This is a genomic window from Natrinema altunense (assembly GCF_000731985.1).
GTDB classification, from domain to species: Archaea; Halobacteriota; Halobacteria; order Halobacteriales; family Natrialbaceae; genus Natrinema; species Natrinema altunense.
This window is the reverse complement of record NZ_JNCS01000007.1, coordinates 1-25,008: the sequence shown is the minus strand read 5'-3', so window position 1 is coordinate 25,008 and position 25,008 is coordinate 1. Positions and strand designations below refer to the sequence as shown.

Annotated in this window: 26 protein-coding genes, 2 tRNA genes and 2 rRNA genes; 10 read left to right on the top strand and 20 right to left on the bottom strand. The window is 61.9% G+C overall.

What is annotated here, in order from left to right:
* Nucleotides 1–13: 13 nt before the first annotated feature.
* The 5 genes from ALTAJ2_RS12895 to ALTAJ2_RS12875 all read right to left on the bottom strand — a co-directional run bounded on the left by ALTAJ2_RS12895 (nucleotide 14) and on the right by ALTAJ2_RS12875 (nucleotide 4,709).
* Complete coding sequence (locus ALTAJ2_RS12895) at nucleotides 14–874, bottom strand: aldo/keto reductase (protein ID WP_007107621.1); 861 nt, start codon at nucleotides 872–874, stop codon at nucleotides 14–16.
* 149 nt (nucleotides 875–1,023) lie between these two features.
* Entirely contained in the window at nucleotides 1,024–2,004 is a 981-nt protein-coding gene (locus tag ALTAJ2_RS12890; RefSeq protein ID WP_007107620.1) for an aldo/keto reductase, read from the bottom strand.
* A 125-nt stretch (nucleotides 2,005–2,129) separates the two neighbouring features.
* Nucleotides 2,130–2,813, bottom strand: coding sequence for a helix-turn-helix domain-containing protein (locus ALTAJ2_RS12885; RefSeq protein WP_007107619.1), 684 nt, complete (start codon nucleotides 2,811–2,813; stop codon nucleotides 2,130–2,132).
* A gap of 207 nt (nucleotides 2,814–3,020) precedes the next feature.
* Entirely contained in the window at nucleotides 3,021–3,785 is a 765-nt protein-coding gene (locus ALTAJ2_RS12880; RefSeq protein WP_007107618.1) for an SDR family oxidoreductase, read from the bottom strand.
* A gap of 246 nt (nucleotides 3,786–4,031) precedes the next feature.
* Nucleotides 4,032–4,709 carry a helix-turn-helix domain-containing protein gene (locus tag ALTAJ2_RS12875; RefSeq protein WP_193365036.1) on the bottom strand — a complete coding sequence of 226 codons (678 nt, stop codon included), beginning with the start codon at nucleotides 4,707–4,709 and terminating at the stop codon, nucleotides 4,032–4,034.
* Nucleotides 4,710–4,983: 274 nt separating this feature from the next.
* Between ALTAJ2_RS12875 and ALTAJ2_RS19770 the strand changes: the two genes are divergently transcribed.
* Together ALTAJ2_RS19770 and ALTAJ2_RS12870 are read left to right on the top strand one after the other, a co-directional pair.
* A complete protein-coding gene (locus tag ALTAJ2_RS19770; RefSeq protein ID WP_007107616.1) occupies nucleotides 4,984–5,178 on the top strand; it encodes a hypothetical protein in 195 nt (64 codons plus the stop codon).
* A gap of 89 nt (nucleotides 5,179–5,267) precedes the next feature.
* Nucleotides 5,268–6,050 (top strand): hypothetical protein, encoded by a 783-nt coding sequence (locus ALTAJ2_RS12870; RefSeq protein ID WP_239647736.1) that lies wholly within the window; start codon nucleotides 5,268–5,270, stop codon nucleotides 6,048–6,050.
* Nucleotides 6,051–6,060: 10 nt separating this feature from the next.
* Here ALTAJ2_RS12870 and ALTAJ2_RS18760 read toward each other — a convergent pair whose 3' ends face one another.
* The 3 genes from ALTAJ2_RS18760 to ALTAJ2_RS12860 form a co-directional block, all read right to left on the bottom strand.
* Nucleotides 6,061–7,539 carry a ComEC/Rec2 family competence protein gene (locus ALTAJ2_RS18760; protein WP_007107614.1) on the bottom strand — a complete coding sequence of 493 codons (1,479 nt, stop codon included), beginning with the start codon at nucleotides 7,537–7,539 and terminating at the stop codon, nucleotides 6,061–6,063.
* On the bottom strand, nucleotides 7,536–7,853 hold the full coding sequence (locus ALTAJ2_RS12865) for a hypothetical protein (protein ID WP_049899602.1): 318 nt from the start codon (nucleotides 7,851–7,853) through the stop codon (nucleotides 7,536–7,538). Before ALTAJ2_RS12865 ends, ALTAJ2_RS18760 begins: the two co-directional genes overlap by 4 nt.
* Nucleotides 7,854–8,354: 501 nt before the next feature.
* Nucleotides 8,355–8,428, bottom strand: a tRNA-Phe gene (locus ALTAJ2_RS12860).
* Nucleotides 8,429–8,648: 220 nt separating this feature from the next.
* On the opposite strand from ALTAJ2_RS12860, the gene ALTAJ2_RS12855 reads away from it, so the two are divergent.
* Nucleotides 8,649–9,095, top strand: coding sequence for a DUF7344 domain-containing protein (locus tag ALTAJ2_RS12855; RefSeq protein WP_007107612.1), 447 nt, complete (start codon nucleotides 8,649–8,651; stop codon nucleotides 9,093–9,095).
* Nucleotides 9,096–9,416: 321 nt separating this feature from the next.
* Here the strand turns inward: ALTAJ2_RS12855 and ALTAJ2_RS12850 are convergent.
* A tRNA-Val gene (locus tag ALTAJ2_RS12850) sits at nucleotides 9,417–9,490 on the bottom strand.
* A gap of 62 nt (nucleotides 9,491–9,552) precedes the next feature.
* Here ALTAJ2_RS12850 and ALTAJ2_RS12845 point away from each other — a divergent pair.
* Complete coding sequence (locus ALTAJ2_RS12845; RefSeq protein ID WP_007107611.1) at nucleotides 9,553–10,197, top strand: DUF192 domain-containing protein; 645 nt, start codon at nucleotides 9,553–9,555, stop codon at nucleotides 10,195–10,197.
* A 32-nt stretch (nucleotides 10,198–10,229) separates the two neighbouring features.
* Nucleotides 10,230–12,227: an ABC transporter ATP-binding protein gene (locus ALTAJ2_RS12840; protein ID WP_007107610.1), complete on the top strand. Its 1,998-nt coding sequence runs from the start codon at nucleotides 10,230–10,232 to the stop codon at nucleotides 12,225–12,227.
* Between the two features lie 45 nt (nucleotides 12,228–12,272).
* Here ALTAJ2_RS12840 and ALTAJ2_RS12835 read toward each other — a convergent pair whose 3' ends face one another.
* Both ALTAJ2_RS12835 and ALTAJ2_RS12830 read right to left on the bottom strand, forming a co-directional pair.
* Nucleotides 12,273–12,617 (bottom strand): DUF5789 family protein, encoded by a 345-nt coding sequence (locus tag ALTAJ2_RS12835; protein ID WP_007107609.1) that lies wholly within the window; start codon nucleotides 12,615–12,617, stop codon nucleotides 12,273–12,275.
* Nucleotides 12,604–13,626, bottom strand: coding sequence for a phosphatase PAP2 family protein (locus ALTAJ2_RS12830; RefSeq protein WP_007107608.1), 1,023 nt, complete (start codon nucleotides 13,624–13,626; stop codon nucleotides 12,604–12,606). Before ALTAJ2_RS12830 ends, ALTAJ2_RS12835 begins: the two co-directional genes overlap by 14 nt.
* A gap of 130 nt (nucleotides 13,627–13,756) precedes the next feature.
* Between ALTAJ2_RS12830 and ALTAJ2_RS12825 the strand changes: the two genes are divergently transcribed.
* Nucleotides 13,757–14,494, top strand: a complete 738-nt coding sequence (locus ALTAJ2_RS12825) for a creatininase family protein (protein ID WP_007107607.1) — start codon at nucleotides 13,757–13,759, stop codon at nucleotides 14,492–14,494.
* Nucleotides 14,495–14,536: 42 nt separating this feature from the next.
* Here the strand turns inward: ALTAJ2_RS12825 and ALTAJ2_RS12820 are convergent, their stop codons facing one another.
* Nucleotides 14,537–14,983, bottom strand: coding sequence for a DUF5790 family protein (locus ALTAJ2_RS12820; RefSeq protein ID WP_007107606.1), 447 nt, complete (start codon nucleotides 14,981–14,983; stop codon nucleotides 14,537–14,539).
* A gap of 326 nt (nucleotides 14,984–15,309) precedes the next feature.
* On the bottom strand, nucleotides 15,310–15,669 hold the full coding sequence (locus ALTAJ2_RS12815) for a dihydroneopterin aldolase family protein (protein WP_049899634.1): 360 nt from the start codon (nucleotides 15,667–15,669) through the stop codon (nucleotides 15,310–15,312).
* Between the two features lie 107 nt (nucleotides 15,670–15,776).
* On the opposite strand from ALTAJ2_RS12815, the gene ALTAJ2_RS12810 reads away from it, so the two are divergent.
* Nucleotides 15,777–16,649, top strand: coding sequence for an LLM class F420-dependent oxidoreductase (locus ALTAJ2_RS12810; RefSeq protein WP_007107604.1), 873 nt, complete (start codon nucleotides 15,777–15,779; stop codon nucleotides 16,647–16,649).
* Nucleotides 16,650–16,672: 23 nt separating this feature from the next.
* Here the strand turns inward: ALTAJ2_RS12810 and ALTAJ2_RS12805 are convergent, their stop codons facing one another.
* The 5 genes from ALTAJ2_RS12805 to ALTAJ2_RS12785 form a co-directional block, all read right to left on the bottom strand.
* Nucleotides 16,673–17,644 (bottom strand): aldo/keto reductase, encoded by a 972-nt coding sequence (locus ALTAJ2_RS12805; RefSeq protein ID WP_007107603.1) that lies wholly within the window; start codon nucleotides 17,642–17,644, stop codon nucleotides 16,673–16,675.
* A gap of 99 nt (nucleotides 17,645–17,743) precedes the next feature.
* A complete protein-coding gene (gene azf, locus ALTAJ2_RS12800; RefSeq protein WP_007107602.1) occupies nucleotides 17,744–18,517 on the bottom strand; it encodes an NAD-dependent glucose-6-phosphate dehydrogenase Azf in 774 nt (257 codons plus the stop codon).
* Nucleotides 18,518–18,617: 100 nt separating this feature from the next.
* The gene (locus ALTAJ2_RS12795) at nucleotides 18,618–19,232 is read right to left on the bottom strand and encodes a DUF309 domain-containing protein (protein WP_007107601.1); all 615 of its coding nucleotides are present in this window, start codon (nucleotides 19,230–19,232) and stop codon (nucleotides 18,618–18,620) included.
* Between the two features lie 162 nt (nucleotides 19,233–19,394).
* Nucleotides 19,395–20,492 (bottom strand): aminopeptidase, encoded by a 1,098-nt coding sequence (locus ALTAJ2_RS12790; RefSeq protein ID WP_007107600.1) that lies wholly within the window; start codon nucleotides 20,490–20,492, stop codon nucleotides 19,395–19,397.
* A gap of 93 nt (nucleotides 20,493–20,585) precedes the next feature.
* A complete protein-coding gene (locus ALTAJ2_RS12785) occupies nucleotides 20,586–21,311 on the bottom strand; it encodes a queuosine precursor transporter (protein ID WP_007107599.1) in 726 nt (241 codons plus the stop codon).
* A 442-nt stretch (nucleotides 21,312–21,753) separates the two neighbouring features.
* Here ALTAJ2_RS12785 and ALTAJ2_RS12775 point away from each other — a divergent pair, with 442 nt between their 5' ends.
* From ALTAJ2_RS12775 to ALTAJ2_RS12765, 3 genes are all read left to right on the top strand, one after another.
* Complete coding sequence (locus ALTAJ2_RS12775; protein WP_006187181.1) at nucleotides 21,754–21,948, top strand: cold-shock protein; 195 nt, start codon at nucleotides 21,754–21,756, stop codon at nucleotides 21,946–21,948.
* Nucleotides 21,949–22,397: 449 nt separating this feature from the next.
* Nucleotides 22,398–22,673, top strand: coding sequence for a PadR family transcriptional regulator (locus tag ALTAJ2_RS12770; protein ID WP_007107597.1), 276 nt, complete (start codon nucleotides 22,398–22,400; stop codon nucleotides 22,671–22,673).
* Nucleotides 22,674–23,223: 550 nt separating this feature from the next.
* Nucleotides 23,224–24,570, top strand: a complete 1,347-nt coding sequence (locus ALTAJ2_RS12765; protein ID WP_006187178.1) for an RNase J family beta-CASP ribonuclease — start codon at nucleotides 23,224–23,226, stop codon at nucleotides 24,568–24,570.
* A gap of 114 nt (nucleotides 24,571–24,684) precedes the next feature.
* On the opposite strand, the gene rrf (ALTAJ2_RS12760) is transcribed toward ALTAJ2_RS12765, so the two are convergent.
* A 5S ribosomal RNA gene (rrf, locus tag ALTAJ2_RS12760) occupies nucleotides 24,685–24,806 on the bottom strand.
* Between the two features lie 71 nt (nucleotides 24,807–24,877).
* Nucleotides 24,878–24,999, bottom strand: a 5S ribosomal RNA gene (gene rrf, locus ALTAJ2_RS12755).
* Between the last annotated feature and the right edge of the window lie 9 nt (nucleotides 25,000–25,008).

Here is a 25,008-nt window from a genome sequence, read left to right as displayed (position 1 = left end):
CGGACGGCGGGCTTCAGTCGGCGGCCGCGGTCAGTCGGCGGACCTCGTCGTCGCCGAGCGAGAGTTGCGAGGCCGCGAGGTTGGACTCGAGGTGGGCTGGATCGGACGTTCCCGGAATCGGGAGCATGACGGCGGACCGCTCGAGGAGCCAGGCCAGCGCGACCTGTCGTCGCGTCGCGTCGTGGGTCTCGGCGATCCCGTCGAGGAGGTCGCCGTGTTCGGCCAGATCGTCGCCGTCGATCGGGGCCCACGGGATGAAGCCGATCCCCGCCTCGTCACAGATCTCGAGTACCTCCCGGCTGCCGCGGTCGTTCAGGTTGTACCGGTTCTGGACGGTTTCGATCTCGACCTGCTCGCGGGCCCGATCGAGGAGTTCCGCGGAGACGTTACTGACGCCGACCGCGTCGACGAGGCCCTCGTCTTTGAGTTCCGCGAAGGTCGCGACGGAGTCCTCGAAGGGCGTGTCGTCGTCCGGCCGATGGAACTGATAGAGATCGATCGTGTCCGTCCGGAGCCGGTCGAGGGACGTGAGGACCTGATTGCGGATGTAGTCCGGGTCGCCGTGGGCGAGCCATTCGCCCTCACTGTTGCGCAGCAGACCGGCCTTGGTCGCGATCAGGACGTCGTCGGGGTCGCCGATCGCCTCGCCGATGAGGCGCTCGCTCACTGCGGGACCGTAGGAGTCCGCCGTATCGATGAGATCGACGCCGCAGTCGACCGCCTGCCGGACGACCTCGCGTGCGGACTCCTCGTCCTCCGGTGCACCGATGATGTCCTCGCCGGTGATCCGCATCGCGCCGAACCCCAGCCGACGAACGGTCGAACCGCCGATCTCGAACGTATCGCTCTCGTTTGTGATCGAGTTGCTGCTCACGATCGGATTGACAGCCTCGTCCCCCTTGAGGGGTTGGCTTCCCCGGATAGAATGCCGGTTATCGAACGGAGTTCCCGTCGCTCGACTCCCGTGACGGTATTGGACCTCCCCTCTCGAGTCGATCGCGGGACCGCCCGAACGGCGCGCAGTTACTCGTGTCCGGCGACCGGCAGCGGTTCGTAGGGTTCCTCGAGGTATTCGATGTCCGAGTCCGACAGATCGATTTCGAGCGCCTCGACGGCGTCCTCGAGGTGTTCGACGCTGGTCGTCCCGACGATCGGTGTCGTGACCCACTCCTTGTGGAGGAGCCACGCGAGCGCGATCTGTGCCATCGTGACACCGTGGTCGGCGGCGAGTTCCGCCACGCGCTCGTTGACCGCGGGACCGCCGCCATCCCGATACGGGAGCCGATCGATGTACTTGTCCGTCTCGCCGCGCGTCGTCGCATCGAGTTCGTCGTGGGGACGGGTGAGGTAGCCGCCCGCGAGCGGCGACCACGGCATCACGCCGATCCCCTCCCGTTCGCAGAACGGGAGCATCTCGCGCTCCTCCTCGCGGTAGACGAGATTGTAGTGGTTCTGCATCGTCGCGAACCGCTCGAGGTCGAGACGGTCGCTGGTGTGGAGCGCGTCTGCGAACTGATACGTCCACATCGAGGAGGCACCGATATAGCGAGTCTGCCCGCGACGAACGGCGTCATCGAGCGCTCGCAGCGTCTCCTCGATAGGGGTCTCGTAGTCCCAGCGGTGAATCTGGTAGAGATCGACCGTCTCCATGCCGAGCCGATCGAGCGAGTTCGCTAGTTCCTGTTCGATGGTTTTCCGGGAGAGCCCCGTCGCGTTCGGGTGCGGGTCCTCCTCGGGGGGCAAGAATGCTTTCGTCGCGACGACCTGTTCGTCACGATCGTACTCCGCGAGAACGTTCCCGAGGATTTCCTCGGACTTGCCCGACGAGTAGACGTTCGCGGTGTCGAAGAAGTTGATGCCGAGATCGATCGCCCGTTCGATGATCTCCCGCGACTCCTCCTCGTCGAGGACCCACGGTTGCCACTCGCTCGATCCGAAACTCATGCACCCGAGACAGAGCGAACTGACCTCCATCCCGGTCGATCCAAGGGTTGTGTACTCCATGATTGAGAGGTGCTACCCAACTCATCGTTGGGTGTCGTCTCGCATGGATTCGATGCTATTCAGAAAGCATGTTTAAGTGTCCCACCGAGCGGAAGACGGACGAGGCGAGTTCGTCCCGGTGACGGTCACTCCCCGCCGGAACGAATCCGACCTTCTTTCCGAGAGTCGAGTACGGAAGAGAGGAGTTGCCGTTCACCGCGGCGAAGGAGACTCGACATCGACGGCTGCGAGATACCGAGTTCGTGGGCGAGGTCTTCGGTCGACGTTCGGCGCGGACTGTCGTAGTAGCCACGAGCGAGCGCAAGCGTGAGCGCCTCGTGTTGGCGTTCCGTTAACCCGTGCCGTGAGGGGTCCTCGATCGCAGACGGATCGGGGCTGACCGAAACGAGTTCGACCTCGATATCACGTTCCTGACAATAGGTTCGATAGTCGTTGAACTCCGCGTAGCTCTTGAATATTTTGTGCTCGTACCAGCCGTTCGGCGAGATCGTGGGCGGTTCGACTGGCGCGATATCGAACCGCTCGGGGTCGAAGAGGCGTGTGAGCCGCTCCTCGAGTTCGACGATGATCTTGTAAATCGCTTCGTCGCTCGTGTGTCCGACCAGCGTCGCCGCCCTCACGTTCTCGAGCGTTGTGAGTTCCGTTTCGGAGACGTCGTCGGTGCTGTCGATCTGGACGAGGAACAACTGGACGCCGTCTCGGAGCTGGAGCCCGTGAACGCACGTTAGTTCCGTACTCCGGACCGATTCGGCGACATCGAGGAGCGGAAGCGAAGGGGACTCGAGGCGGAATTCGGTCGTAATCGTCATCGGATGGGGTTTGCCTCCGTTATCGGACGTCTCGAGTGAGTAATAGCCGTCATGATTGGCGTTTCGATCACGGATTACGACTCCGGTCAGGAGTATCTTGTCTACAAGACGATGGGCACCTCCGGGGCGGCCGTCGTCTCGTCCACCGACCGTCACCGGCGCTGTCCGATACCGATGCCGGCCGAGTTTGCCGCCCTCGGGTGTGTGCTACGGTTGAACCTGATCCGTCGGCCGAATCAGGACTTCGTTGATGTCTACGTGGGCTGGCTGTGTCACGACGAACGCGATCGTCCGGGCGATATCAGCGGGCTCGAGCTGTCGCATCGATTGGTTGTAGTCCTCGACGTACGACTTGACCTCGTCGTCGGGGATGTCCTCGGTGAGTTCCGTATTGACTGCCCCCGGTTCGATGGTCGAAACGCGGATCCCCTCCTGGGCGATGTCGCGTCGAAGCGCCCGGCCGAAGCCGGCCACGCCGGCTTTCGCCGCCATATAATGCGAGCTGTTCTCCATCGCAAACCGTCCGGCAACCGAAGAGAGGTTCACGACGTGCCCGCGTTCTTGCTCGAGCATCGTGGGAACGACGGCGTGGGTAAGTGTAAGCAGCCCGTCGAGATTGACGTCGATAGTCGTCGTGAGGGTCTCCCGATCCGCATCCGCGATGTGTGCGAGTGGCATGTAGCCCGCGTTGTTCACGAGGATGTCGATCCGCCCGAATTCGTCAGTCGTCGTCTCGACCAGTTCGTCGATGTCGTCGTCAGCCGTGATATCGGTCGGAACGACGAGCGCTTCCCCGTCTTCGTCCTCGATCCGAGCGGCGACTTCCTCGAGTGCATCCTCGCGTCGGGCGGCAAGGACGACGCTCGCACCGCGCGATGCGAGCGCGGTCGCCGTTGCTTCCCCGATGCCGGAAGACGCTCCCGTAACGATCGCGACCTGCCCGTCCAGTTCAGAACCGAACGCTGTTGTCATCACCCGAATCGAGGGTCGCGACCGGTTTGGGGCTGCTGTTATATGGAAAGGGTGTTTAAGTAGTATCGTGGACCGGATCGAGACTCTCGGGCGCGTACTCGCGTCCGGACCGGTGCGTCGAACGGCGACTCGCCGAAGTCCGTCGGCGAGTCGATCTCGACACGCCGACGAGTCTCTTGTTAGCGACTCGAGACTGTTCCCAACCCCATCGTCAACATCCGGATCGAGACACACATGTAGGCGATATTAGCCGGAGACCGTCTCGACGTGTCTCCGCGCGTCGAGTGCGGACGTGAGGACCTGCCGCTCCGCGCGACGGAGCAGGGTCGATAGCGCGGGCTGTGAAATGTCCAGCTCTTCGGCAAGCGCCTCCGTCGAGGTTCGGCGTGGGCTGTCGTAGTAGCCGCGAGCGATCGCGAGCGTGAGTGCCTCGTGTTGGCGGTCGGTTAATCCGTGTTGTGACGAGTCAGCAGTCGGTACGGCGTCAGACGTGATCGAGACGAGTTCGATCGGGATACCGTGCTCCTCACAACTCGTTCGGAACTCGGCGAACGTCTCGTAGTCTTTGAACACCTTCTTCTCGTGCCACCCCTCCGGCGTGATGGTCGTCGGCTCCAGTTGTGCCCCGTCGAACCGGTCGGGGTCGAACGCCTCCGAGATGGCGTCCGTGAGTTCGACGGTGAGTTGGTAGATCCGTTTCCCGTTCGTGCGTCCGAGCGCCGTCACCTCCACGACCTCCTCGAGCGCCGCGAGTTCGGTCTCGGAGACATCGTCCGTCGAATCGATCCGGACGGTAAATATCCGCACGTCCGACTGAAGACAGAGTGCGTGTACGCACTCGATCTCGTCGGGCTGCAGTGAGGCAGTGAGTTCCACGAGCGGCAGCGAGGGCGAACGGAGCCGTAATTCAGTAGTAACCGTCATTGTCGAGGGGAACGCTCCACGTACAGTTAATATGCTGGATCATCACGCGGGCAATGGGTGCTGCGGCTTCGCCCCCGGTGTTTTCGTGAATAACGAAACGCCCGACGGTGACGGATACGTTCGTAAGCCGGTTCAAATCTTCCGGAAATCGATGCGAGAAACACTACCGAAGTCTACCACATCACGGTCACTCCGTAACGAATCGTGAAGGATACCGCCTCTCGGACCTCAATCGGTTGTTTACGTTCTCATACGATAACCCCCTGAATAGACGATGACCCGCGATGCTGACCGTCGGCTCGAACGGCTGCAAAAGCGTATCGAGGACAGCGAAGATATCAGTAGCGACGCTCTCGAGCGAATCGGACAGTTCGTCCGACTCGCCGACGAGAATGCTGGGGTGCTTCGGGAAGCGGGTGAGTTCGCCGACGTTGTGCGAACTGAGGCCGTCATTAGACACCCGCTTTGAACTCTTGTTTTCTCGGTCGGTTTCGTGCTCGATATATCTCGATAGGTCACTGAATAGAATTACATACCTCTATTTCCTATCCTGTATTAATGACCGATAGTACAGAAGGGGAGAACAAGAATAATCGAATTCCACAGCTTCAAAACTGGACAGAAACTCAAAGAATAGACCACTCTGAAATCGAAGACTGGTGGACGAACATTGAGAATGGGAGCATAGCAGAAGCTGTCTCGGCGTTAGGACTTTTCGCTGAGGTTGCTTCGAAAAGACCTGAACGAGTTGAGCGCTACAGCACAGACCTCGTAGAATTACTGGCTGACACGCGACCAGTAGAGTCCGGTGGGACCGTTGCTGGCCATGCAATGCGGGTGATCGCTGTCTTGGCTGAGACAAAGCCTGATATCGTAGAATATGACCTGGATTTGTTGCTCACCAGAATCGTCGACGGTAGTCGACTCGCGAAAGTGTATGGCTGTCGTGCGCTCGCTCACGCTGAAGGGCTTGACGAATCCTCAACGCTGGCGATAGCGGACGTACTCAAACGAGTGGTGGTAGAGACAACCGATGCCCACGTCGGGATCGCCGCGGCGACGGCCATCACGGCAATTCCATGTGAATATCCAAAGGACCGATTCGCTGACCCCTACGTGCAATTCCGGACGGACAAACTCGATTCGATCATTCTTCAGAAGGGCGACGACGTAGGTGAACAGTTCTACGAAATCATGCTTACAGCTGCGCTCCACGATCCAGAGGCGTTCGATCACGGTCCGGAAGCAAGCCAACTACTCGAATATCTTCATAACAGATACTCGCTTGGACTCGATATCTCTGAGCAGACGTACCAGCTGGCTCAGTCACGGATCAGGTGATGGATTTGGTTTATTTTCGGGCTCGCTTATTAGACTCTTCTGATTGACCGGATTGCTTCGTTCCGGTGTGGATTTGTGAGGTCGACCGGTCCGATGTTGTGGACGCCGTTTGTGAAGACCGAGACATCGACTGTGGGGACGTATCAGCGAGTCGCTGGAGGGCTTTCTTGCGCTGCTCTAGAATGTCCTCTAGGGACGCCTCAGTGGCTGCTCCAAGTGATTGACTCACTTGTTGGGCTTCCGGCGACAGATCATCTGCATTGCCTTCTGCGACAGATGATTCGGCTCCGTGTTCGTCGACGCTTACGTATTCGGTGCTCATCGCGTTGGGGAAGCGATTGAGGGTGAGTCTCTCGGCATCTTTGGGGTAGCGTCGAATCGTGTCTGAGGCTTTGGATGCAGTCTCGAGATAGTCAGATTTGAACGCGAGCTCTGGTGTGTCTCGCGGAAGATCCTCAGCGGAGATTGAACCTTCTTCAAGAGCAGCGATCTCCTCCTGAGTCACGTCATTGGCTTTTGCGAAGTACTTCAGTGCCAAAATATCGGCTGGGGATGAGGCATCAACTTCAGGGATCTGTTCTATTTCCGCTTCTTTGTCACTTTCCTGTTTGATTGTCCCATGGACACCCGTCCAGAAGACATCTATTCCATGCTCTTCAAGCCGTTCCAATACCTCATCTCTGGGATGTGAATATTCACTCTCTAATTCACTGGATACAACTACCAGATCTGGATTAACAGCGCTAAGGAAACTCCCCTTGTTTGTGTCGCCGTACCCATCTTTTGTAGCCTTATCAGAACCGTGATGGCCGATATGCAGTGTATCTGCATTTAGATCTAGGTTGCCATCCTTGTGTTGTTTGACGAGCCAGTCTTCTCCGTGGTGGGCGCTACTATCTTGCATATCGCCCATAAGAAGCGTCGATTTTCCTCCCTCCGACTCGAGTTTAATAACGAGGCCGTTCTCGTTTGCCTTTTCAGGTTTTAAATTCCGCTCGCGTTCTGTCTTTGGGCTCTTAAATGGAACAGTCCCCGATTTTGCTGGTGGTGATAGAATTTCGCCAGAGACTGATTCAATAGTATCCCCACTGCTGAGGTTATTAATATCGTCTGCTGCAATACCGTGCTCAGACAGTGCTTCAATGTAGTTTCTAAAGAGGTCCGGATCAACCTGCCCCCTTTCTTCACCCACCTCAAATCTTGCTAAGTTGGGTTGTGAAGCACTGTTTATTTTGTACCCGGATTGCTTCAGGTCGAAAAGGCCAAGTATGTGATCCTGATGAAGGTGGGTTGCGATAAAGTGGTCAATCGTTTTTTCTTTATCGTTATCGATTGAGAGTTCTTCCTCAAAGACCCGATCTAATTCATCAATCACTTTCGACTCATCTGCATCTATGAGTGTCTTCGTGCCATCAGAAGAGACGACAAGTTTAGCATCTGCTTGACCGACATCGAGTGAGAAAATTTTCTGTGCAGGACTCCCACTCATTCTTCCAATTCTTTTTCGGCAGATGATTGTAACCGTTTGAACTCATCGATCACTTCTTCATTCTCTTTTCTTTTTTTCTCGGTTAATTCGGGATCGAAGTTGAGATTCTCGGGATTGAAATCGGTCTCATCAGGGTCCTCAGAGTTAATTTGCGTAGAGAAGTAATCACCTATGTCGTACTCATCAGGAACATTTTCAATACGCTCGTTGAACCCATGAATCGCCTTATTATTCTTGTAGAGGGTGAATCTTGCAATTCCATCCTCGATATTAGTATATTTCATATAGTGATTTTGATCTCCAGTATTACTCATATTCAGTTCACCCCTTAGACAATATATAGCTGGCAAAGTCTTCAGTACCGATCCAATCTTTGGACATTATAATCCCCTTCAGTAGGGAGAAAAATATAGCTTTTGATGCTCTGAGAGACAGACTACAAAGTACTCGTCGCTCCAGCCTACCCGTCAACAGGATCGTGTCACAACTCGATATTAGTAGAAGTTCACTATGTCCGGTTGGAGATGGTGTCCGCGAATCGGGGAAAGTCGGACAGAATACGCCAGTTTCTCCCTCATAATCATCGAAAGAACCGAATCTCTGTTGGTTCTTGTCCGGAATGCACGCAACCCGGACGCTGTAAAGTACGCTGAGATAATCACCACTACAGAAAGTACCGCTCTGAAATAAGTCATGCCGCCTCCCGAATTGTGAACTACGTCTGAGAACCTGCTCGCTTTGCTCGCAGAACCTCAGTCTAGTTCAAATCCGCTCGGATAGATTGCCGCTGCTGGCGGAGTTGCTCGCAGCAGAAATGCCGCCTCCCGGATTTGAACCGGGGACAGCTCGATCTTCAGTCGAGTGCTCTCCCAGTCTGAGCTAAGGCGGCCTACTCCATTCTCCGTCCAGGGTATAAAAAAGGATTTCGAATCGGAATCGGTGTTCCACGCCACTTACAGGAGACCCGACACCGGTCCGATGATCGAAGTAAGTGCCGGAAAACCGAGTAACGTGAACGATACGGAATCTCTATACGTGATTACCCGCCGTCTGTTGGAATTTCGGATATTCAAGACACCCTTTTCAGCACTGGGGGGTAATATCGTGTTATGGCAGCCCTTACCTCGAGTCAGGAGGCCCGAGAACTCGACGCCGATACCATCCTCGAGCTGTTGGCGAACCGCCGCCGTCGCTACCTCCTCTATGCGTTGCGCGGACACGAAGAACCGATCGAACTCTCGACACTGGCGGAGACGGTCGCGGGCTGGGAACACGACGTGCCGCCCGACGAAGTCGCGAAGAACGAATACAAGAGCGTCTACGTCTCGTCGGTCCAATGCCACGTCCCGAAACTGGACGACGCCGGCGTCGTCGACCACGACGAAGACAATCACACAGTCGTCCTCGCGGACAACTTCGAACAGCTCGAGCCGTACCTCCGGATCGTCGTCGAGGACGAGCCGGAGAACTCGACGCTGCACGCCGCGCTCCAGACCGAGTCCGGGGATGGCCTCCTCGGCCAGATCCGCGAAAACGTCGCACGACTCAAGCAGTGACTGGTCCGGGAGGGTCTCGGGTCGAGAGGGAAACGGAGGAGGCCGACTCGAGGGGACTACTGCGTTCGGTCGTCGGAACGAGACGATGACATCCTGCCAGCTCGAACGAATCCGGATAGCGCCACCGCTCGAGGCAGTCGAAATCGAGCGGGCGATGCGGTCGACCCGCAACTGAGATTACACCCGCTGCTCGTGGGATAGTTCCAACGGGAAGTGGGCTCGGGCGGGTTCGAACCACGGTCACAACGAAGCTGTTCCCTGATTCGAACCGCCCTCTCGTCACACTGCCGGCGCTCACGAAATCGTTCGCGCCAGCAATAGTGGGCTCGGGCGGGTTCGAACCACCGACCTCGGCCTTGTAAAGGCCGCGTCATGACCAGCTAGACCACGAGCCCGCATCCGCAACGAGTGGGTCCGTCCGAATAACCTTTACTCTCTCGTCGTGCAGGACACCTGCATGGCAGTCGAGTACGTATTGCGGGGCCTACTCGTGATCGCCGGTCTGTCTCTCGTCGGTATGCTCCTCGTTCAGGTGGGACTCGTCTCGGCTCCATGGGGGCCTGACGAAGGTGAGGTCCGCGTTTTCGATGGCGAGGTCGACGAGAAGTCAACTGCGGACGGTGACGGTAACCGCACCCCCAAAGCCGTCGTCGACGTGGCGGTCGCGGACTCCGGTGTCGAGCGGTACACCGGGTTGAGCGACCACGACTCCCTCGAGCCGGGTAATGGCATGTTGTTCGTCCACGACGAGGAACGGGAACAGACCTACGTGATGCGCGGGATGGACTTCGATATCGACATCGTCTTCATCGACGCGGATCGCGAGATCACGACGATCCACCACGCCCGCGCGCCCGGTCCCGACGAGGACGGGGAGGAGCTCAGATATACCGGGCGCGGAAAGTGGGTCCTCGAAGTGCCACGCGGCTACGCGAACGCGACCGGCATCGAAGTCGGGGACGAGGTCGATATCGACCTCGAGAATCGGGGCGGTATCATCTGGAGCAGCCCCGAGACGGTCACGCAGGCCGTCACGATGGCGGAGCACGAGCCGATCGCGCCGGGAGCGGTCGTCGCCGAGCGTGGGTCGGTACGTCGATAATCCTTATTGCCGGCGACCCCTGAGCACGGCCAATGAATAGCGCCGAGCCGGACGCGGACGATCCGTTCGAGGAACAGCGCGAAGAGGTCGAAAATCCGATGAAACGGCTGTTCCTCGAGTACGGGTCGAACTACACGGGTGCTGCCGTCATCGGCATCGTCGCAAGTTTCTTCGCGCGGATCCTGGACCTGCTCCCGGCGCTCATGCTGGGGGTCGCGATCGACGCCGTGATCCGTCAGGATGTCCCGTACGTGGAGGCATTCCCGGTCGGCGGGGGGCTCATCGCATCCACCGTCCCCGAGGGACGGTTGGCGCAGTTCTGGCTGACGATCGGGATCATCGCGAGTGCCTTTCTGCTCTCGGCGGTCTTTCACTGGACCCGAAACTGGGGGTTCAACACCTTCGCTCAGAACGTCCAACACGACGTTCGGACCGATACCTACGACGAGATGCAGCGCCTCGATATGGGCTTTTTCGCCGACAAGCAGACCGGCGAGATGATGTCGATCCTCTCGAACGACGTCAACCGCCTTGAGAAGTTCCTCAACGACGGGATGAACTCCCTGTTTCGGCTCCTCGTGATGGTGCTCGGCATCGGCGGGCTGCTGGTCGCGATCAACTGGCAACTCGCACTGGTCGCCCTGCTCCCGGTGCCGTTAATCGCCGCCTTCACCTACCTGTTCATCCAGACGATCCAGCCCAAGTACGCCCAGGTCCGCTCGACCGTCGGCAAGGTCAACTCCCGGCTCGAGAACAACCTCGGCGGAATTCAGGTCATCAAGTCCAGTACGACCGAAGCCTACGAGTCCGACCGCGTCGAAGCCGTTTCCAGGGAGTACTTCGACGCCAACTGGGGGGCGATTCGGACGCGAATCAAGTTCTTCCCCGGCCTGCGCGTGCTCGCGGGGATCGGCTTCGTCATCACTTTCCTCGTCGGCGGGCTCTGGGTCATCGAGGGGCCACCGGGCCCGTTCTCGGGCGACCTCAGCACCGGCATGTTCGTCGTCTTCATCCTCTACACCCAGCGGTTCATCTGGCCCATGGCCCAGTTCGGCCAGATCATCAACATGTACCAGCGGGCTCGCGCCTCGAGCGCCCGCATCTTCGGGCTGATGGACGAACCCAACCGGGTCGGCGAGGAGCCGGACGCCCCCGGTCTCGAGGTGACCGAGGGCCGCGTCGAGTACGACGACGTCTCCTTCGGGTACGGCGAGGGGGAGACTCGGCCCGACGCCGCTCAGTCTGACGGCGACCGCCGCGAGTCGGGGGACGACGAGACGATCCTCGAGAATATCGACTTCACCGTGGAGGGCGGCGAGACGCTCGCGCTGGTCGGTCCCACCGGGGCCGGCAAGTCGACGGTCCTCAAACTCCTCTTGCGGATGTACGACGTCGACGAGGGGGAAATTCGGGTCGACGGCCAACGGATTCGGGACGTGACCCTCGAGAGCCTGCGCGAATCGCTGGGCTACGTCAGCCAGGATACCTTCCTCTTCTACGGGAGCGTCGAGGAGAACATCACGTACGGTGCCTTCGACGCGGACCGCGAGGACGTGATCGAGGCCGCGAAGATGGCCGAGGCCCACGAGTTCATCCGGAACCTCCCCGAGGGCTACGACACTGAAGTCGGCGAGCGGGGCGTCAAACTCTCGGGCGGCCAGCGCCAGCGGATCTCCATCGCCCGCGCGATCCTCAAAGACCCCGACATCCTCGTCTTGGACGAGGCCACCAGCGACGTCGATACCGAGACGGAGATGCTCATCCAGCGCTCGATCGACGACCTCGCCGAGGATCGAACCACGTTCGCCATCGCCCACCGGCTCTCGACGATCAAGGACGCCGATCAGGTCCTCGTCCTCGAGGGCGGCGAGATCGTCGAGCGGGGGACACACGACGAGTTGCTCGCGAACGGCGGGCTCTACTCGCACCTCTGGGGCGTGCAAGCTGGCGAGATCGACGAACTTCCCGAGGAGTTCATCGAGCGCGCCCAGCGCAGGCAGGCGCGGACCGAAGTCGGCGACGACGACTGACGGGTGCCGGGGCCGACGCCACAGTCGACGTCTCCGACCGGCAGTCTAGAACGATTCCTGCTCCCCGTGGCCGTCCTGCCCCGGTCCACCCTCGTCCTGCCGCTTTTCGCCCACCGCGGGTGGCGTGCGGTCGCTGTAGTTCTTCCGTCCGATCGCCTCGTCGCCGACCATGTTCATGATCGCCTGCTCGACCGCGCCGTAATCCCGATACTCGTCCTCGCCCAGCGGCCCGATGAGGTCCGCGAGCGTCGTCGTATTGCCGCTCATCTCGACCGTTTCGTCGCCGTGTTTCTCGAGCAACTCGTCGTGGCCGATGGGATACTCCTCGCGTTCCAGCGTCTCCCGTAGCTCACCGAGTTCGACGCCGAGTTCGCGGCTATCTTCGGACATGCGTACGAGAAGGGGTCGGCGACCCAAACGGGTTCGGCCTGCGTTCGCCGTGAGACCGCTGTGAGCGGCACGGCGCTGGGTCGGCCATCCGCAAGCGCGACACGGCGAGCGCCGGCAGTACCGACAGGAGACCGAGAAGGGCGGCCACAACGATCAGTTTCGACGGCCCGCTCGAGACGCCGACCCCGCCGACGACGGCGAGGAAAACGACCGCGATCAACAGCGCCGCCGGCTCTATTCGGCGTCGATCGACGGCTGTCGATCCAAGCGGTAATGTCGACTGCTCGAGGGTCCAGCCCGCGAGCGCGCCGGCTGCGAGCGCGGCGTACGCGACGGCACTGTCCGCACGGCCGCTGGCGATCATCGCTGCGCCGGCGAGTCCCAGTGCGAGTGCGAACGCGGTTGCCGTTCGGTCGAACGGGGACCGCTCGAGGAACCACCGCACGCCGGCGAGATAGCACCACCCGACGACGACGCCGACGACGACATCGAGCGGGTAATGGACGCCGAGCACGAGCCGCGTGAGACAGACGGCGGCGACGATCACACCGGCGACCGCGAGACGGAGGCGTCGCGTCCCCGCCTCGAACACCATCGCGAACAGCCCGTAGGTGACGGTCGCACCGACCGCGTGGCCACTCGGGAACCCGTAGCTGCCGGCGCTCGAGTTGGACACCGAGCGGATCGGCGACGGGAAGACGGTCGGTTCGACCGTCGCGAGTTCGGGACGCGGTAAGGAAAAGAGATGTTTCAGCGTCGTTAGCGTCGCCAGGCCGCCGACGATAACGGCGAGGAACCAGGGTCCGTCCGACCGTCGACAGGGACGACCGGTCGCGAACTGCCGGCCGCGATGACCCGCCCGTCGCCACGCGATCGCCCACGACGCGCCGATGCCGAGCGCGAGCAACAGCAGGCCGTCGCCGAGTCGAGTGACGGCCGCGGCAACGGCCACACCCCACTGCGGGACGAAGTCGCGAATCGACTCGAGAAGGGCAGCGCCGCGGTTCATACGGTCTCACTTCGACGGTCGCGTGGATAACGCTCGGGCGGGAACATGCAGGGTCCGCGGTTCCGGTGAGCGAAACCTGAACGTGTCGACCACCGCGGGTTTCATGCCGACACGGTCGGCATACTCCGGTATGGACCTCACAACAGCGACGTGGACGGACGTTCGGGACCTCGAGACCGACCTCGCGATCGTCCCCGTCGGAAGCACGGAACAACACGGTCCCCACGCGCCTCTCGGGACGGACGTGCTGACCGCCGAGGCGATCGCCGACGCCGGGATCGAGCGGGTCGACCGCGAGGTCGTGCGTGCGCCGGCGATTCCGGTCGGGATCGCCGAGGAACACCGGCAGTTCCCCGGAACGATGTGGGTCTCCGAGGACACGTTCCGCGACTACGTCGGCGAGGCCGTCGCCAGCCTCGCTCACCACGGGTTCGATCGGGTCGTCCTCGTCAACGGTCACGGCGGCAACGTCGACGCGCTCCGCGAGGTGGGCGGCCGGCTCACGCGGGCCGGCGACGCGTACGTCGTCCCCTTCACCTGGTTCGCGGCCGTCGGCGAGCACAGCGACGACATGGGCCACGGCGGCCCCCTCGAGACGGGGCTCCTGCGACACCTCGAGCCGGCACTGATCCGCGAGGACCGGATCGAAGCGGCTCGAGCCGGCGGGGCCGACGGCTGGGGCGAGTGGACGAGTTACGTCAACATGGCCTACGACGCGGCGGAGTTTACGGAAAACGGTGTCGTCGGCGATCCGGACGACGGTGACGCCAAGCGGGGTGAAGAACTGTTCGAGGGAGCGGCGGATGCGCTGGCTCGGCTGCTCGAGGCGGTCGCCGAGCGCGATGTCTCGCGGCCCGAGCGCCGATAGAAGGCGGACGGGCGAGCGGGCCGTCGGCGGCGGGCGGAGCAGCTACTCCTCGTCTTCGTCCGCATCGGCGTCCGCTTCCTCGTCGTCGTCGGCCGCGGGACCCGCGTCCTGCAGCGTTCCGCGAAGGGCCGGAACCGTCGACGTGAGTTCGCCGACCTGTTCGCCGGCCGCGGAAATATCCGTGATGGCCGCTTCGAGGGCTTCGATCTCCGCCTCGAGATCGGCGGCGTCGTCGAAGGCGTCGGCGCGTTGTCCCATGGTGAACCACTTCTTCGCATCGCGGAGGTTCTCCTCCGCGTCGCCGGCCTCGAGCGCCGAGTTGAGTCCGTTGAGCACTCCCAGCACGTTGTCGGCGTCGGTCTCCCAGATATCGTCGGCGTCGGGCAGCGCCGCCCAGGCCGCCTCGAGCGAGGCTTCGACGTCCTCGCGCATCTCGTTGGCCGCTTCGCCGAACAGTTCCTCGTCGTCGCCGAGCGTGGCTTGGCTCATGTCATCGTCTTTGCGGGCACCATGGTTAAAAGATAGCCCGAAAGTGAAAGTGAAATCGGTCGGGAGCGGATCGATATCGGTCGAACGGGAATCGGATTTCGAAAGAAAGGTCGCCGACGGCATTCCCCGCGGGCTCGCCGCTATCGTACCGACCGAGTACAGAGTCGGACGACTGCGTGCTCGGAGGGAGGCAGTCGAATGAGCGCTCAGGACGGGTACTCCAGGCGATCGTGCTGGACGGAGAGCTACTTGGTTTCGGTACCTTGATCCATGATCCCGATGCTGTTGTAGTCGTCGACGCCGTCCAGTTCGACCGTCGCACGCGGTTATTCCCGAACCGACTCGAGTCGCATCAACGGATAGCCGTCCTCCATTTCCATACGGGTGACGACCACACAGTCCTCGTAGTCGACGACGATTTCGACCTCGAGAAAGCGGCCCGTCAGTTCGGTGTAGTCGGCCGCCGACTCGGCGAGCGCGGCCTCGAGTTCGTCGGTTCGGACGTCGACGGTGACCTCGCGGCAGTGGGGCTGGTTCTCGATCGCGTCCGCCATCGCCGTCGCGAGGCTCGGCGCGGTGTCGGGCGAGACCGGCGTGCCGGCGAACTGGTGGTAGAGCGAGCCGAACTTGATGCCGGCCTCGAAACAGGCGGCCTCGGCATCCGTCGGTGTCGTGTCCGTGGACATGGACGAACACTCGAGTGCGGCGTGGAAGGGGATTGCGATGGCCGTCGGCGTCACGGAGTGTCAGCCACGGCTATCGTTTCAAGTTCGGCTCGGTCGAAGGCAACGGTATGGAAATCGGGACCGTCCTCCCACAACTCGAGATCGGCAACGACCCGGAGACGATCGCCGACTACGCGCACCGAGTCGAGACATCGGGGTACGAGCACGTTCTGGCCTACGATCACGTCCTCGGCGTGAACCCGGATCGGGAGGGCTGGGACGGCCCGTACGACTACGAGAGCACGTTCCACGAACCGTTGACGACGTTTTCCTACCTGGCGGGTCGGACCGACGAGTTGACGTTTATGACCGGCATTCTCGTCCTGCCACAGCGCCAGACCGCGCTCGTGGCGAAGCAGGCCGCACAGCTCGATCTGTTCACCGACGGCCGGTTCCGTATGGGCGTCGGTGTCGGCTGGAACGAACCCGAGTACGTCGGGCTGGGCGCGGACTTCTCGCGGCGCGGACAGCGCATCGAGGAACAGGTCGAGGTGCTCCGGCGGCTCTGGACGGACGACCTCGTCGAATTCGAGGGCGAGTTCCACGAGCTTCCGGACGCCGGCATCCGACCGCTGCCGGTCCAGCGACCGATTCCGCTCTGGATGGGCGGCATGGCCGAGCCGGTCAAGCGCCGCGTCGCCCGGCTCGCGGATGGCTGGATACCCCAGTTCCAGCCGGGCGACGAGGCCGAGGACCACCTCGCGGATCTCTACGAATACGCCGAAGACGCGGGCCGGGACCCAGACGAGATCGGCCTCAACGGCCGGCTGTACGCCGTGCCTGGCGAGGAAGACGAGTGGATCGACCGCGCCCAGGCCTGGCGGGACCTCGGAGCCGACTTCCTCTCGATCACGACGATGTACCAGGGGCTCGAGGGCGAGGAACACGCGGCCCACCTCGAGCGGGTCGCGGCGGTACTCGCGGAGGCCGGTCTGCTGTAGCGCGGACAGCCGGGGCGCTCTCCTTACTCGTGGCCCGCGACCGGCAGCGGCTCGTATGGCTCCTCGAGATACTCCATGTCCGAATCGGAGAGGTCGATCTCGAGGGCTTCGACGGCGTCCTCGAGGTGTTCGATGCTGGTCGTCCCGACGATCGGGGCGTCGACCCACTCGTTGTGCAAGAGCCAGGCAAGGGATATCTGCCCCATTGAAACGCCCTTTTCGGCGGCAAGTTCCTGGACTCGTTCGTTGATCTCCTCGCCGCCGCCCTGCAGGTACGACATCTGTGCCAGATACTGGTCAGTCTGCCCGCGCGTCGTCGATTCGATCTCCTCGTGGGGGCGAGTCGCGACGCCGCGGGCCAGCGGCGACCACGGAATGACCCCGATATCCTCCCGCTCGCACAGGGGTAACATCTCCCGCTCTTCCTCGCGGTAGAAGAGGTTGTAGTGGTTTTGCATCGTCACGAACCGCTCGAGGCCCAGCGCGTCGCTGGTGTGTAACGCCTCCGCGAACTGGTGTGCCCACATCGACGAGGTGCCGACGTACCGCACCTGTCCGCGACGGACCGCATCGTCGAGCGCGCGCAAGGTCTCGTCGATCGGCGTGTCGTAGTCCCAGCGGTGGGTCTGGTAGAGATCGATCGTGTCCATGCCCAGCCGGTCGAGGCTCGCCTCGAGTTCCTGCTCGATGGCTTTGCGGGAGAGCCCGCTCGCGTTCGGGTTCTCGGGGTTCATGTCGCCGAAGACCTTCGTCGCGACGACATACGAATCGCGATCGTAGCCGTCGAGGGCCTCGCCCAGAATTTCCTCGGACTCGCCCGTGGAGTAGACGTTCGCGGTGTCGAAGAAGTTGATCCCGAGATCGAGCGCGCGCTCGATGAGTGCTTTGCTTTCCTCGGGCTCGAGCATCCATTCCTGGCCGGTCCCGAAACTCATACCGCCGAGGCAAATGCGGCTGACAGTCATCCCAGTCGATCCGAGCGTGGTGTACTCCATGGATAGGAGTGTGACCGCCGGCGACAAAACGTCGTGGCTCGTCCGAGTCGGTTGCCGGCTCTCGGGGGGAATGCGGGAGCGAGGTCCGATCGCGACCGGTCAGGCGTCCGGTTCGGCGACCCGCTCCTCGCCGTCGTAGTACGCGGAGTTGTCCTGTGGCTCGTAGCCCAGGGCCTCGCGGGCGCGCGCTATCGAGTAGTACTTGCGGTCGTTGTCGGAGATGCCGTAGACGATCTCGTAGTCGTAGTCGGCACGGATGCAGCGGTCGAACAGGTGCGCACAGTCGCGGTAGGAGAGCCACATCGCTTGCCCGCGCTCGTAGTCGATCGGCGGGTGACCCTCGGTGAGGTTGCCGATGCGGACGCAGGCGACCGAGAGGTCGTGTTCGTCGTGATAGTACCGGCCGAGGGTCTCGCCGGCGGCCTTCGAGACGCCGTAGAGGTTGCTCGGGCGGGGGAGTTCGGTACCGTCGAGCAGGTAGTCGTCGTGCTCGCGGTACAGTTCGGGCGTGCGCGCGTCGGTCTCGTAGTTGCCGACGGCGTGGTTCGACGAGGCGAAGACGACGCTCTCGACGCCCGCGTCGACGGCCGCCTCGAAGACGGTCTGCGTGCCGTCGATATTGTTGGTCAGCACGCTATCCCACGGCGCTTCGGGGCGCGGGTCGCCCGCGAGATGGATCACGACGTCGATCCCGTCCATCGCCTCGCGGACGGCATCGTCGTCCGTGATGTCCGCGACGACGAACTCGCCCGGCTGGTCGTCGGTCGGCGGATTCCGATCCAGTAATCGCCACTCGTGGTCGTCAGCGAGGCCGCCGAGGATGGCCTCTCCGACCCGCCCCGCAGCCCCCGTAAGCAGGACTGACTGTGCCATTCGTTCGATGGAAGGGAAAGCGTCGATAAGTACCATGCGGTTCGGCGGACGTGCGGACAACCGTAGCACTCATCGCTTGAGTCCCGACGGGAGACCGCGCTCAGAACAGTCCCGTCACGTCCTCCTCGCGTGCCCGCCGCCTGCCGACGTGCTCGGTGAGCCGCTGATAGACGATCCCGCGATTCTCGTCCTCGCGGACGAAATCGAACAGCAGCGTGATGAACGTGCTGTCGTCCGCGCCGGCCTCGAGGTCCTGCCGGGCGTACGTGCGCGCTCGGTCGACCGGCTCCTCGTCGTAGCCGAACGCCTCGGCGAGGACGACGGCGGCGATCGCCGTCGGCTCGAACCCGAGTGTCGACAGCGTCGGGAGCGTGCCCTCGTGTTCGATTCGAACTGGCCCCCTGCGTTCGAGGATTTCGGGATCGGCCGCGAGCTGTGCGAGAAACGAACGAACCGGCGCGAGTCGGAGGTTGCGGTAGTCGGCCGGCAGCTCCGCGAGGTACTCGCCGCCGCTCACCGCGAGCCCGACGGCTCCCACCCAGTTCCCCTCGCGGGCGTGATAGACCGCGCCGCTGTACTGAATCAGGCCGTGGAGCAGCTGCTCGTCGTCGCTCCCCGACTCGAGATCGAGCCAGCAGTCCTCCCAAGCGTCGTGGGCGGCGTGGTAGTGGCCGTCGTTGAAGACGGCGACGCCGGCCCGGATCCGATCGCGCATAGCCGTCGTTAGGGCTCGAGACTCGAGAGCGTGACGGAAACGGAGACCGCCGGCAGGACCCTCGGTCGTCGCGGTCGGAGCCACACCGAGCCGAGCCCACCCCGGGCACCGCCGACCGACGGGCGTTCCGCCTCCGGCATGGGGACACGACGTGCGGCGGAGCTACGCGTCGAACCCGTCCTCGAAACGGAAGACGCCGTTGCGCTGGAGGACCTCCCCGTCGACCTCGAGGACGGACTCCTCGCTTACGTCAGTGATCAGATCGACGTGGACGGCCGACTCGTTGCCCGACTCGCCGTCGGGGAGACAGGCGTCGTAGGCTCGCCCGAGCGCCAGATGGACGGTCTCGCCCATCTTCTCGTCGAAGAGGATGTTGTCCGTGTAGCGGTCGATCCCGCGATTCATCCCGATACCGACTTCGCCCAGCCGACGTGCACCCGCGTCGGTCTCGAGGATGTCGTCGATGACGTCTCCACCCTGCTCGGCGTCGTAGTCGACGACCTCGCCGTCGTCGAACTCGAGGCGGACGTTCCGGACGGACTCGCCCCGGATCGTCATCGGCACGTCGAAAGTCACCTCGCCCTCGGTCGCGTCGGGCGCGGTGAAGACCTCGCCGCTGGGGAGGTTATGCGAGTCGTACGCCACCGACGCGGCGCTGTTGACCGCCGTCCGTCCCTCGATGTTCATCGTGAGATCGGTCCCCCTCGAGACCAGCCGCAGTTCGGAGCCGGCATCGAGGACCTCCTTCAACTGGGCCATCTCGTCGGCCAGCGACTCCCAGTCCTGCAGAATCGCCTCGTAGGCGAAGTCCTGATACTCCTCGTAGGCCATGTTCGCCTGCTGGGCGAGCGATCGCGTCGGATGGACCGTCGAGACCCAGCGGGTCCCCAGCCGCCGCTCACGAATGTCAGCTCGCGCCTCGTTGTACGATCGGCGCTGCTCGCCGGGAACGTCGGCCGTCGCGCTCGTGTTCCGGCCCCCGCCCAGCGAGAGGTAGACGTCGGCGTTCTCGACGACGGCGAGTTCGTGGGCGGGGTTCTCGTCGAAGTCTCCGTCGTGTGCCCGGAGATAGGCCCGGGTGATCTCGCCCGAACTGTAGGTCGCGAGGAGGTTCGCCCCCCGTTCGCCGAGTTTCTCGGCGACGGCGACCGCCAGCTCGTGGGCGTCGGGTCCCACCGAGAGGACCACGTCGTCGCCCGCTTCGACTCGAGCGCTCCAGTCGACCAGCACGGCGGCGTGTTCGCGCACACGTTCGTCCATATTCAACCCTCTCGAGCGGGCTACTAAACGCTCCCCGTTCGGACCGAAAACCCCGGGGCGGCTATGAGGGGAGTGGCTGCGAGCCGTGGGCGCTTAGGCGGTACTGGCGTCCTCGGCCGGCTTCCCCTCGCGCGAGCGCACGAGCGAGACGATAGCGTAGACGACCGGCGTGTCCAGAATGGCGATCGCGAGTTTCAGCAGGTACTGGCCGACGATCAACGAGACCAGGAGGTCGGGCTTGAGGACCGCACCGACGCCGAGGACAGCGGGTGCGACGGCGAACGCCACCGTGACGAAGATGACGGTGTCGACCGCCTGACTGCTCGCCGTCGAGGCGATGTTACGGAGCCAGAGCTTCTCGGGGCCGGTGAACTCCCGAATGCGGTGGAAGACGATCACGTCCCAGTTCTGGCTGACGATGTACGCGAGCAGGCTCCCGATAACGATGTTCGTCGACGCCCCCAGGGCCGTCTCGAACGCGCCGGGATCGACGCTCGTGGGGGCCGCCGGCGCGGCGATCGTCGACCAGACGAGCGCGAGAACGACGAAGTTCAGCACGAAGCCGACGTTGACGACGATCTGTCCCGCACGACGCCCGTAGAGTTCGGTATAACAGTCGCTCGCGAGGAACGTCAGCGCGTACGCGAGCGCGGCTCCGGGTAACGCGAGTTGCGCGCCCGTGATCGGCAGCGCAACGGGGAGTTCGAACGCGAGCACCTTCGACGCGGTCAACTGCGCGGTCACGAGCGCCGTCACGAAGAGGCCGATCAGCGCGACCTGCGCGATCGTCGGCCCGTGACGGGTCTGTGTCTGACTCATAGGACGGCGTATCCACCGAATCCACCTAAACGGTACTATTCACGGAGTACTCGAGTATGGACGGAATCGGATTCGGGTCCGCTCGCGGGTCCGTTCGACCATCCCAGTCGAAAGCCCGCCGAACAGACCACGGTGAGTTCGAACCCGACTCTGGACGAACAGTCGGTTCGAGTCGCCCCGAATCGGGCGGGATCGACTGCGTTCGTCGGACCTTTTCTTCGCGAGTGAGCCCATCAGCTCGTCTCAGACGACTGCTCCAGCACGGAGCGCCATCCTAATGACCGTCTCGAGAGTCAACCCATCAGTGAACAGTGAAGACAGAGGTGCCGATTCCCGAGCGAGATGGCGTCCGATCGTCGTCTTTCGGCACTAATTATTTTTGTTTCGACACACGACCTATAACACAACTGTTATACGTGTCCCCGGCCTCGATTGAATTGCAATGGCGAAAGGAAACGTTGATTTCTTCAACGACACAGGCGGCTACGGTTTCATTGAGACGGACGACGCGGACGATGACGTTTTCTTCCACATGGAAGACGTTGGCGGTCCGGACCTCGAAGAAGGCACAGACATCGAATTCGATATCGAACAGGCCCCCAAGGGCCCCCGCGCCACCAACGTCACCCGCCTGTAATACGGCTTTTTACGTTCGGTAACGGGTTTCACACTTCGAATATCATTCTTCAGCATCCACCTCGACAACCAGCGGACGCTATCGCCGACCCGTTGCTCGGCCCGAACCCGCTGTCCCAGTGAGGGGTACCACTCGCTTGTCGGCCGCCGTCACTGGAGCACGACACCCGAGAGGGAGACCAACAGCGGACGGCTGCTGTAGTATCCACTGACAACCACTGACCTGCTCGTACGCCCAGCGACGCGATCAGCGTGTGAATCGTTCCAACGGTCGAGCTGCTCCGCTGTAAATCGATTGGGAGCAAACGACCGACTGTAGGCCGCTATTACTAGACGAAAGGACAGACAGTACCACGAATGACTCAGTTAGCCCCGTTGAACGTACTCGGACCGGTTGATACGAAATCGATAACAAATAGTCGGGTTCCCGTTCGTCCATCCGAGTACAAAATGGACGATCTGACTGGGTTTCAACGCGACCTGCTGTACGTGATCGCAGGGGCCGATCAACCGTCGGGGCAGGACGTAAAAGACGAGGTCGAAACGTATTACAACAGCGAAATCAACCACGGGCGGTTGTACCCCAATCTCGACACGCTCGTCAACAAAGACCTCGTCGAGAAAGGACAACTCGACCGCCGCACCAACTACTACGAGATCAGCGATCCCGGCCAACAAACCATCGAACAGCGCCGGGAATGGGAACAACAGTATATCGACGGGTAACTCGTCTTTACCCCTTCGGGATACGTACACGAGACTATTACGACACCCGTCCGACGGACTCGCGGCTCACCCACCGCCGCACAGCCACGCTTCGCCCGCGTCGATCAGTCCGACCGTGCAGATAACGACTCCGTCCAGAAACACCACGGGCGGTCGTCGACGAGACGGGCCGCGAGCCACAGCCCAGTGTCGTCGATTCACGCTCGGCACATCACGACGCCGACAGGGACCCGTCCGTCGTCCCGGACGACAGCGCGGAGCGGAGATACGACCCGTGTACGTACCGATCGAACGCCAGCGTTCCACTCTCGATGGCCGCCTCGAGACCGACCCTCTCATCGAACTCGCGTTGAAACCCAGAACTACTTACGTCGGGAGAGTCGTTGATTCACTAACCGAAACAGGCGCTGTCCCTGGCACAGTTGGGACTGAGCCGTCGATTCGATCCACCGAGGACGTGATCGAAGCCGGCTCACGTTGCAGGACGCGGCTCCCAGCAGCCATTCCGGCTGCACGACTGTCCACAGGACTGCTATGATCGGCCCTACCAATGGATATTGAAATCGCGACAATTGGCGGCTACGAGGAAGTCGGCCGACAGATGACAGCTGTCCGCGCCGGTGACGACATCGTGATCTTCGACATGGGACTCAACCTCTCGAAGGTACTCATTCACGACAACATCCGAACCGAAGGCATGCACAGTCTCGACCTGATCGATATGGGCGCCATCCCCGACGACCGGGTCATGAGCGACCTCGAAGGGGACGTCAAAGCGATCGTCCCCACCCACGGCCACTTGGACCACATCGGTGCGATCAGCAAACTCGCACACCGGTACGACGCACCCATCGTCGCGACCCCGTTCACCATCGAACTGGTCAAAGGCGAACTCGAGGAGGAAGGGAAGTTCAACACCGACAACGACCTCGTCAAGATGGAGGCCGGCGAGACGATGTCGATCGGTGACTCCGGCGCGGTCGACCTCGAGTTCGTCAATGTGACGCACTCGATCGTCCAGGCCATCAACCCCGTTCTCCACACCCCCGAGGGTGCGGTCGTCTACGGGCTCGACAAACGGATGGACCACACGCCCGTCATCGGCGACCCGATCGACATGGAGCGGTTCCGCGAGATCGGTCGCGAGGGCAACGGCGTCCTCTGTTACATCGAAGACTGTACCAACGCGAACAAGAAAGGGCGTACGCCCTCCGAAACCGTCGCCCGCGAGCACCTGCGCGACGCCCTCTACAGCATGGAGGATTACGACGGCGGCATCGTCGCCACCACCTTCTCGAGCCACATCGCTCGCGTCAAATCGCTCATCGAGTTCGCCCGCGACATCGGTCGCGAGCCGATTCTCCTCGGCCGCTCGATGGAGACCTACTCCGGGACCGCAAAACGGATCGGGATCGACTTCCCCTCCGACGTCGAGATGGTCGGCTATCGCCAATCCATCGAGCAGACGTTCGAGCGGATCATGAACGAGGGGAAAGAGAACTTCCTTCCCGTCGTCACCGGCCATCAAGGTGAGCCTCGAGCAACGCTTACGCGAATGGGCCGTGGCGAAACACCGTACCAGCTCGAGGACGGTGACAAAGTCGTCTTCTCCGCGCGAGTCATCCCGGAGCCGACGAACGAAGGCCAGCGCTACCAGGCCGAAAAGCTCCTCCGCATGCAGGGTGCACGCATCTACGACGACATTCACGTGTCCGGCCACCTCTGTCAGGAGGGCCACTACGAGATGCTCGATGCACTACAGCCCGAGCACATCATCCCGGCCCACCAGGACATGAGCGGATTCTCGGGGTACGTCGAACTGGCATCCAACCGCGGCTACACGCTCGGCCGCGATCTCCACGTTACCTCGAACGGAAACGTCATCGAACTGGTCTAAGCCGACGCGACTCCGATTTTTTGACCTCGGTTTCAAGTAGCAGGCAATGCTATCTCGGTTGTGATATAAATACAAAAACCACACAGCGAGCGCTGTGTGGGGAGATAGTATGAATGGAAGCGGCGAAACGGATTTCCCAGAGGGTCGCCCACTCCAGTACTGACCGTAACGTAGGCGAGCTTATCTTCCGTGTTCGGGATGGGTACGGGAGGTACCTCGCCACTGTGGCCGCTGTAATGCCGATCGGCGGAATCGAACCGCCGTTAGACCACGATCGGTGAATGTCGACCGAATTGGTCGATATGAGTGGAGGCGGCGAAACGAAGTTCCCAGAGGGTCGCCCACTCCAGTACTAACCGTAACGCAGGCGAGCTTATCTTCCGTGTTCGGGATGGGTACGGGAGGCACCTCGCCGCTATGGCCGCCGTAACGCCGATC

Excerpts from the sequence above, each read along its gene's own strand:
- ALTAJ2_RS12890 (WP_007107620.1), bottom strand. The coding sequence starts at position 2,004 with ATGGAGTACACAACCCTTGGATCGACCGGGATGGAGGTCAGTTCGCTC.
- ALTAJ2_RS12885 (WP_007107619.1), bottom strand. The coding sequence starts at position 2,813 with ATGACGATTACGACCGAATTCCGCCTCGAGTCCCCTTCGCTTCCGCTC.
- ALTAJ2_RS12880 (WP_007107618.1), bottom strand. The coding sequence starts at position 3,785 with ATGACAACAGCGTTCGGTTCTGAACTGGACGGGCAGGTCGCGATCGTT.
- ALTAJ2_RS12875 (WP_193365036.1), bottom strand. The coding sequence starts at position 4,709 with ATGACGGTTACTACTGAATTACGGCTCCGTTCGCCCTCGCTGCCGCTC.
- ALTAJ2_RS19770 (WP_007107616.1), top strand. The coding sequence starts at position 4,984 with ATGACCCGCGATGCTGACCGTCGGCTCGAACGGCTGCAAAAGCGTATC.
- ALTAJ2_RS12870 (WP_239647736.1), top strand. The coding sequence starts at position 5,268 with ATGACCGATAGTACAGAAGGGGAGAACAAGAATAATCGAATTCCACAG.
- ALTAJ2_RS18760 (WP_007107614.1), bottom strand. The coding sequence starts at position 7,539 with ATGAGTGGGAGTCCTGCACAGAAAATTTTCTCACTCGATGTCGGTCAA.
- ALTAJ2_RS12865 (WP_049899602.1), bottom strand. The coding sequence starts at position 7,853 with ATGAGTAATACTGGAGATCAAAATCACTATATGAAATATACTAATATC.
- ALTAJ2_RS12855 (WP_007107612.1), top strand. The coding sequence starts at position 8,649 with ATGGCAGCCCTTACCTCGAGTCAGGAGGCCCGAGAACTCGACGCCGAT.
- ALTAJ2_RS12845 (WP_007107611.1), top strand. The coding sequence starts at position 9,553 with ATGGCAGTCGAGTACGTATTGCGGGGCCTACTCGTGATCGCCGGTCTG.
- ALTAJ2_RS12840 (WP_007107610.1), top strand. The coding sequence starts at position 10,230 with ATGAATAGCGCCGAGCCGGACGCGGACGATCCGTTCGAGGAACAGCGC.
- ALTAJ2_RS12835 (WP_007107609.1), bottom strand. The coding sequence starts at position 12,617 with ATGTCCGAAGATAGCCGCGAACTCGGCGTCGAACTCGGTGAGCTACGG.
- ALTAJ2_RS12830 (WP_007107608.1), bottom strand. The coding sequence starts at position 13,626 with ATGAACCGCGGCGCTGCCCTTCTCGAGTCGATTCGCGACTTCGTCCCG.
- ALTAJ2_RS12825 (WP_007107607.1), top strand. The coding sequence starts at position 13,757 with ATGGACCTCACAACAGCGACGTGGACGGACGTTCGGGACCTCGAGACC.
- ALTAJ2_RS12820 (WP_007107606.1), bottom strand. The coding sequence starts at position 14,983 with ATGAGCCAAGCCACGCTCGGCGACGACGAGGAACTGTTCGGCGAAGCG.
- ALTAJ2_RS12815 (WP_049899634.1), bottom strand. The coding sequence starts at position 15,669 with ATGTCCACGGACACGACACCGACGGATGCCGAGGCCGCCTGTTTCGAG.
- ALTAJ2_RS12810 (WP_007107604.1), top strand. The coding sequence starts at position 15,777 with ATGGAAATCGGGACCGTCCTCCCACAACTCGAGATCGGCAACGACCCG.
- ALTAJ2_RS12805 (WP_007107603.1), bottom strand. The coding sequence starts at position 17,644 with ATGGAGTACACCACGCTCGGATCGACTGGGATGACTGTCAGCCGCATT.
- azf (WP_007107602.1), bottom strand. The coding sequence starts at position 18,517 with ATGGCACAGTCAGTCCTGCTTACGGGGGCTGCGGGGCGGGTCGGAGAG.
- ALTAJ2_RS12795 (WP_007107601.1), bottom strand. The coding sequence starts at position 19,232 with ATGCGCGATCGGATCCGGGCCGGCGTCGCCGTCTTCAACGACGGCCAC.
- ALTAJ2_RS12790 (WP_007107600.1), bottom strand. The coding sequence starts at position 20,492 with ATGGACGAACGTGTGCGCGAACACGCCGCCGTGCTGGTCGACTGGAGC.
- ALTAJ2_RS12785 (WP_007107599.1), bottom strand. The coding sequence starts at position 21,311 with ATGAGTCAGACACAGACCCGTCACGGGCCGACGATCGCGCAGGTCGCG.
- ALTAJ2_RS12775 (WP_006187181.1), top strand. The coding sequence starts at position 21,754 with ATGGCGAAAGGAAACGTTGATTTCTTCAACGACACAGGCGGCTACGGT.
- ALTAJ2_RS12770 (WP_007107597.1), top strand. The coding sequence starts at position 22,398 with ATGGACGATCTGACTGGGTTTCAACGCGACCTGCTGTACGTGATCGCA.
- ALTAJ2_RS12765 (WP_006187178.1), top strand. The coding sequence starts at position 23,224 with ATGGATATTGAAATCGCGACAATTGGCGGCTACGAGGAAGTCGGCCGA.